Origin of the sequence: Archangium sp., assembly GCF_036389735.1 — a bacterium.
Taxonomy (GTDB): domain Bacteria; phylum Myxococcota; class Myxococcia; order Myxococcales; family Myxococcaceae; genus Archangium.
Window position 1 is genome coordinate 1 of the sequence record NZ_DASVWK010001013.1, and the last position, 5,058, is coordinate 5,058.

3 protein-coding genes are annotated in these 5,058 nt (G+C 71.0%); 1 reads left to right on the top strand and 2 read right to left on the bottom strand.

All coding sequences use genetic code 11. The features are described from left to right. A partial coding sequence (locus VF794_RS36105) for a serine/threonine-protein kinase (RefSeq protein ID WP_331117667.1) occupies window positions 1-1,561 on the bottom strand: 1,561 nt, incomplete at its 3' end. 390 nt (window positions 1,562-1,951) lie between these two features. Here VF794_RS36105 and VF794_RS36110 point away from each other — a divergent pair. After that, the gene (locus tag VF794_RS36110) at window positions 1,952-2,167 is read left to right on the top strand and encodes a hypothetical protein (protein ID WP_331117668.1); all 216 of its coding nucleotides are present in this window, start codon (window positions 1,952-1,954) and stop codon (window positions 2,165-2,167) included. Here the strand turns inward: VF794_RS36110 and VF794_RS36115 are convergent. Next, window positions 2,150-5,058: phosphopantetheine-binding protein (locus tag VF794_RS36115; RefSeq protein ID WP_331117669.1), on the bottom strand; the 2,909-nt coding region annotated here is incomplete at its 5' end. The two genes, VF794_RS36110 and VF794_RS36115, sit on opposite strands and share 18 nt — an antisense overlap.

Below are 5,058 nucleotides of genomic sequence, written 5' to 3' on the forward strand. Positions count from 1 at the left end.
CGCCCTGCACCGGCTCGCGGGCACGCCAGGCGGCCACCCGCGCGTGGGGCAGCGCCACCTGGAGTTGCTGCACGAGGGCGGCGCTCAGGTGCGTCTTGCCCTGGCCCCGGTCGCCCAGCACGGTGACGAGCGTGGGCGCGCTCCGCACCAGCGCCACGCCCGCGCTCTCCATCAGCTCCGCCAGCTCGTTGCCGCGGCCCACCAGCACTCCGCTGCCGTGCTGGAGGATGGTGACGTCCTCTCGCCCCGTGGAGGTGGGCGCGCGCCGGAAGATGCCATCACGGCCCGTCAGCGGCTCGCACGGCAGCTCCGGCAGGGACTCCGCCGCGGCCGAGGTGAGGAGCAACGTGGTGGGGTCCTCATCCGTGGGGTAGCGATCCTTCCGGGAGAAGATGGGGCCGAGGTAGCGCGAGGGGCCACCGGGGCGGCGCTGCACCGTCACCGTGGTCACGTCCACCAGGGCGGCGGGGGCGAGGTTCTGCGCGGCGAGTCCCTCGGCGGCCTGCCGCGCGCGCTGCACGGGGTTCTCCCCCACGTCGGGGTCGAAGACGCCGGCGAAGCGGGTGCCCTCGTGGAAGGCCATCTGCCCGCCGAAGCTGGCGAGCGCCTTCTGCACGGTGACGGGGTTGGCGCCCGAGCGGAAGAAGAGCACCGCGACCGAGCGGCGTGCGGGCGCGGCCGGGGCACTCTTCTCCTGGGGGCGGGAGAGGGGCTGGGCCGGGGCGACGGTGCGCTCGGTGATGTTGGCCAGCGCGTCCTGGAGCGCGATCCGCAGGGAGGCCACGGTGTCGTAGCGGCGGATGCGCTCCTTGCCCAGACAGCGCAGCACCACCTGCTCCAGCGGCGCGGGGACGGGCGCGAGCTCCGAGGGACGGGTGGGCCGGCGCGCGAGGTGGGCCTGGATGACGTCGGCCGGGGTGCCGAAGAAGGGAGGCCGGCCGGTGAGCATCTCGTAGAAGAGGACACCCAGGGAGTAGATGTCCGAGCGCACGTCCAGCTCCGGCTCGCCCGAGCACTGCTCCGGAGACATGTACTCGGCGGTGCCCGCGAAGGAGTCGCCGATGGGAGGCGTGGGCTCCTCGGCGGAGGAGGGGGCCGCCGCGGTGACGGGCCGCGCGAGACCGAAGTCGAAGAAGCCGGCCGAGCGCGTGGCGTCGTTGAGGAAGACGTTCTCCGGCTTGAGGTCACCGTGGAGGAAGCCGCGCGCGTGCACCACGGCCAGGGCCTCCAGCAGGGCCAGGGCGCGCGAGGTGAACTCCATCTCGGACAGGGGGCCGGACACCTCGGCCAGACGGACGGCCAGGGTGGGCAGGGGGATGAACTGCATGACGAGGAACGGCGAGCCCTCGGGCAGGCTGCCCGTCTCGTACACGGCGGGCACGGTGGGAGGGCCGATCACCCGCAGCACCTCGACCTCGCGGGCGAGCTGGGTGCGGGCGAGGGCCACCTCGGCGTGGGCCAGCTTGATGGCCACGTGCAGACCATCGCTCTCGCGCCGTGCGGAGTAGAGGGTGCCGAAGCCGCCGCGAGCCACCTCCTCGTGCAGACGGTAGCCGGGCACGACGAGGGATGGGGGTGGCCTTCCGCGCCCGTGCGTGGGGGCATCGGCTGGGGTGGCTCCTCGGGGACAATGCGCGTGGGTCCCCTCCCAACGCTGCCCGCATGTCACACAACGCGGCACGTCTCGGATGTTATCGCAATCCGAACAGGTTTCCCCTGCTTGACCGCACGAAATTCTCCTGCTGTGAGAATCCGTTGAGAGCCGAAATGCGAGGAGGGCTCGTGCGTGTTGCCCTCCACTGGCGGTGTGGGTGGCATAGGTACGGGTCGCTCCGAGTGCAAGGGCTCGTCCGAGGGAAACTCTGTCCTCCGGGGCAGGGGGCGCGCGGCGTGACACCTTGCGCGGAGAGGGGAGCGGCGCCACCTCCAGGCAATGTCCGGAGGTGTGCTCGTGAAGCTCAATGTTCCCTCGTTCCTGCTCGGTTGCGGCGCGGGTGTCGGCACGGTGCTGCTCGGAAAGCAGCTGCACCCCCTGCTGCTGGAGGTGGCCACGGCCCTCTACCGCTTCACGGACTCCGTGATGACGAAGACGTCGATGATGCAGGAGACCCGTGAGCGCCTGCTGGCCGAGGCGCGGGCTCGCGCGCGTCTAACGTCCAAACCGTGAGCGGAACATGCCCACGAGATCCTCATCCAGGACGTGGTCCTCGAGGTAGAGCCGCGCGGCCTCGAAGCGCAGCTCCCGGAGCTTGCGGTAATGCAGGTCGAGATCCCTCGGCGTGGGCGTGCCCACGAGGCACGGAGCGTCCTCGAAGCGCGAGCTGAGGATGCTGGAGAAGACGCACCCCATGACGGTGTCCTCGGCGGGGTGCAGCAGCTTGAGGGCGGCACGCACCTTGTGGTCCCACCCGGTGGCGAAGGAGAGCTCCCGAATCTCGCGGATGGGCCGGTGGCTGCGGATGGCGCCGGCCTCGGTGAAGAGGACGTCCCGGCGCTCCTGGAAGCGGCGGATGGCGCGGCGCGGGTCGAAGCAGTGCGGCGCCGAGTCATCCACCACGAGCGTCCCAGGCCGGAGCCGCTCCACGTCGAGCAGGTGGGTCGCGCTGGTGGCACTGAGGAGGACGGAGGCCTCGTACACCTCGGGAGGCGCCTCGGACCCGGAGATGTCCACCAGGTGCACGGCTCCCCGGAAGCCGAGCTCCACCTCCAGCTCCTGCTTCATGCGCAGCAGGTGCGCGCGTTTGGCGGGCACGTCGCACAGGCGGAGGACACGCGGGTGCGGCAACGTGCGCAGCAGCAGCCGCAGGATGGCCGTGCCGATGGAGCCCACGCCGAGAAGCACCAGGTGCTCGTCCTCCAGCCTGCGCCCACTGGTCTTCAGCACCTGCTCCACCATCATCACGAAGGAGGCGGCGGTGGTGGCGTGGCCGGTGGTGAGCTTCGGCAGGCCGGTGCGTCCGGCGAGGGCCTCCGTCACGGCGCGCCCGTAGTCCGTGGCCGAGGGGATGAGGCCGGTGAGGGACACGGTATCGGCGCCCAGGCGCGCGGCCTCCTCCAGCCCCTTCACCACGGCCTCCACGGTGGCCCGCCGGTCCACGTAGAGGGTGGCATCCTCCAGCGGGAGCACGACGAGCCCGATGCGACCGAGGAACGTCTCGTACACCGTGACGAGCGATGCGTCTCCCCGGAGGCAGTCGCGGATGAACTCGCGCGGGGTGAGGCGCAGCTGCTCCAGGAAGGAGTGGGGCAGGGTGGCGAGCGCCACCGCGTCCACGGAGAGCTTCGGGCTGTACTCCACCTTGCGCGAGGGCCGACGCTCCTCGGAGCCGACCTCGTTGTAGACGTCGGCGATGCTCAAGAGGTGCAGGGCGCTCTCGGGCAACGTGGGCCCGGCGTAGTAGAGCGAGAACAGCACCTTCTCGAAGAGGACGGGGAAGGAGAGGTTCGAGGAGACGAGCTCCTCCAGCCGTGGATCCAACGTGCCGCGGAGCGCTCCGCGCTGCTCGCGCAGGTGGACCTTCAGGCGCTCCCAGACGTGGAGGACGGAGAGCATCTCCAGGAAGTCGGGGCGCTGGAACTGGTGGGGGAAGGGGCTGGGGAGGGTGGTGGTGCCGTTGCTCTCGGCGGTGAGGAAGACGCGCACGGTGTTGGCCAGCAGGTTCAGCATGGCGAGGAAGCTGGCGTAGAACTCGCGGTCGCTCCCGAGCTGGCGCATGGGGGTGACGGAGTCGATGTCCGCGAAGGTGCCGTTGAGGAGCACGTTCTGCGGCTCGATGCACTGCCCGTTCTTGAAGTGCTGGATGTCGCTGGGGAAGTAGCCGAGCAGCAGCAGCCTCGCGACGAGCCGCACCCACGAGTCGACGACGGCCTCGGGGTCCAGGTTGTGCTTGAGGGTGGTGTAGACGAGGCGCGTGTTGGCGAAGCCGCCGGAGCCGGTGCGCTGGCTCTCCTGGGCGAGCGAGCCGGCGAAGTGGCTCACGCGCGGGAAGGGCGCCTTGGGGAACCAGTACACGTAGCAGGCGAGCCCGTCGCGCAGCTCGCCCTGGGCGATGTTCAGCGAGAAGCCGGACAAGAGGGGCAGGAGCCGGGCGCGGAAGCGGGCCAGCACATCCTCGGACCAGCGCACCACCAGCAGTGGCAGGGGCACGCCGCCGGGCTCGCCGTACTCCTCCAGGAAGCGGACCTGGAGCTCGGCGGCGCGCTGGGCCTCGGTGAGGGCCTCGGGCAGGGTGAGCGCGCCCGGCACCTTGCGCTCCTGGATGAGGAAGTACTCCAGCGTGTTCGTCACCGAGTGCTTCGCGAAGCGCTCGAAGAGCCGCTGCTGGAGGAGCTGGAGGAACCCGAGCTGGTCCTCGCACCGCACCTCGGCGCCCTTGATGGCCAGCACGCTCTCCCCGGGACCTCGCTGGTAGAAGGCGCGGAAGTGGCCCTGGGGACGGAAGAAGCCCGCGGACTCGAAGGTACCGTTGGTGGGCGGCACGGGGATGTCACGCCGCATCCGCTCCAGGGCCTCGGCCACCCAGGGCTCGCTGTCGCGCAGGTGGCGCCAGAGCGCGGGCGCGTCGCGGGCCACGTCCCAGGCGATGGAGAAGGCCGCTTCGGCGTGGGGCTCGCGCGAGCCCAGCTCCTCGTTGCGCGGGCCGCGCCCATACCGGCTCTCCAGGAGCTGTTGCAGCTCGAGCTGGGCCATCGAGTCCAACCCGAGCTCGGCCAGGGTGCGCGTGGGGTCCAATGCCTCGGGGGCGATGCCAACGAGACGGGCGAGTTGCTGGCGCAGGAAGGCGGCGGGGCTCGTGTCGATGGGCTCGGCTCGGGGAGGCACGAGCCGGGCCGTGTGGAGTGGCTCCAGCGAGCCCGCGAGGAAGTCCTGCCGACACGCGTTGCGTTGAATCTTCCCGCTGGACGTCTTGGGGATGGAGCCCTGGCGGACGAGCACCAGCGTGTCGAGGTGGATGCCGTGGCGGGCGGACACGGCCTGGCGGACGGCCTGGGCGAGTTCCTCGAAGCGGACGCCCTCGTGCCGTGCGTGGACCTCCTGGACGACGACGAGGCGCTCCT